Annotated in this window: 2 protein-coding genes; both read left to right on the top strand. The window is 34.3% G+C overall.

Annotated features, from left to right (window positions below; translation table 11 throughout):
* The first annotated feature begins 112 nt into the window (after positions 1-112).
* Complete coding sequence (locus K7G79_RS14640; protein ID WP_223552341.1) at positions 113-907, top strand: cation transporter; 795 nt, start codon at positions 113-115, stop codon at positions 905-907.
* Positions 908-1,141: 234 nt separating this feature from the next.
* Positions 1,142-1,648, top strand: a complete 507-nt coding sequence (locus K7G79_RS14635) for a helix-turn-helix domain-containing protein (RefSeq protein WP_223552340.1) — start codon at positions 1,142-1,144, stop codon at positions 1,646-1,648.
* The last annotated feature ends 85 nt before the right edge of the window (positions 1,649-1,733 follow it).

The following is a 1,733-nucleotide window of genomic DNA, read 5'->3' as shown; positions in this document are numbered from 1 at the left end:
ATCCACTCGGAATTGCTAACGTCAGCGCTTAACCGAAAATTAGTAACTTTAATCCCGTAACTGACGGTTATACGAGACCGTTGTGGTTAATGCGAAAAACCAACGAAACTGAATGAACAAAACGATATTTGAAATTACCAAAATGGATTGTCCTTCCGAGGAAAATCTAATCCGAATGAAATTGGACGGAATTTCAAGTATTGCGAATTTGGACTTTGACATCCCAAACCGAAAACTGACCGTTTTTCACAGCGGACAAATTGACCAAATCGAAAAGTCCGTACTCGAACTTAATTTAGGCGGAAAGAAAATCTCGACTGAACAAACTAACCAATCGGAATTTAAAGAAAACGCAAACCAAAAAAAGCTACTTTGGTCTGTACTTGCCATAAATTTTGCTTTCTTCATAATCGAAATGGCTACAGGACTGATTTCAAAATCAATGGGATTGGTTGCGGACAGTTTGGATATGCTTGCCGACAGTTTCGTTTACGGAATTAGCTTATTTGCAGTTGGTGGAACGTTGATTAGAAAAAAGCGGATTGCCAAAATTGCGGGATATTTTCAAATAACACTTGCGATAATCGGATTTGTGGAAGTGTTAAGAAGATTTTTTGGAGCCGAGAAACTTCCAGACTTTTCAACAATGATTATCGTTTCAATTTTTGCACTAATCGCAAACGGAATTTGTCTTTACATTTTGCAAAAATCAAAGAGTAAAAACGAGGCTCATATGAAAGCGAGTATGATTTTTACCTCTAACGATGTGATTATCAATTTGGGAGTGATTATTGCAGGAGTTTTGGTAAATTGGTTGAGTTCGAATAAACCTGATTTGATTATCGGAACAATCGTTTTTGCTTTGGTAATCCAAGGTGCATTTCGGATTTTGAAATTAAGCAAATGAAAAAAAGCACTAACCACAACAACGTGTATAGCTCATTGCTATTCAGTTGCTTAAACCGAAAATAAGGCGTATTTGGAAAGTCGCCAAATTTTTAAATTTGACGATTTCCAACTAAAAAGATAAATAGTAAAATTTAAAAATCTGGCTTGTGGCTCAACCGAAAAATAATCGCTAATTTACACGCAACGAGCCATACACAAAACCGTTGTATGCAATATGACCCGACCATAGAAAATGACTGACTTACATAAATTAGAAGAATATAATATTGAGACTTTAACTTCATTCATAGAAAATGAAATTGAAGAATCTATTCACATTGAATTCAAATCAGGAGAAGCACTTTCAAAAACAGATTTAAAGAAAAAAGAAGTTTCTAAAGATGTTTCTGCATTTGCAAATTCAGATGGAGGAATCATTATTTATGGAATTTCGGAAAAAAATCATAAGGCAGATAGTTTCGCATTTGTCGATGGAACTGTTTACACCAAAGAATGGTTAGAGCAAATAATAAGCACAACGATAAAAAGAAACATTGATGGATTAAAAATCTTTCCTATCCGAAACAACGGAAACTTGAAAGAATCTGTCTATGTTGTCCAAATTCCATCAAGTATTGACGCACCTCATTTAAGTCGAGATAACCGATTTTACAAAAGATATAACTTTGAGTCTGTTCCAATGGAGGAATATGAAATAAGACAAACTGGACTTGCAACAAAAAATTGGACTTTAAGTTGAATGACTAAGCTGCCAGTTTCTGGTTATACATATCTAATTCAAATTCTCTTATAGTTTTATTTCCTAAAAAGGAATGCCTTCTTTT

It is taken from the genome of Aestuariivivens sp. NBU2969, from assembly GCF_019931125.1.
Classification (GTDB): domain Bacteria; phylum Bacteroidota; class Bacteroidia; order Flavobacteriales; family Flavobacteriaceae; genus Aestuariivivens; species Aestuariivivens marinum.
The sequence above is the reverse complement of the archived record's forward strand: the minus strand, read 5'-3'. Positions and strand labels throughout refer to the sequence as shown.

Bases quoted from the DNA above. Each gene is read 5' to 3' on its own strand.
- K7G79_RS14635 (WP_223552340.1), top strand. From the start codon at position 1,142: ATGACTGACTTACATAAATTAGAAGAATATAATATTGAGACTTTAACT.
- K7G79_RS14640 (WP_223552341.1), top strand. From the start codon at position 113: ATGAACAAAACGATATTTGAAATTACCAAAATGGATTGTCCTTCCGAG.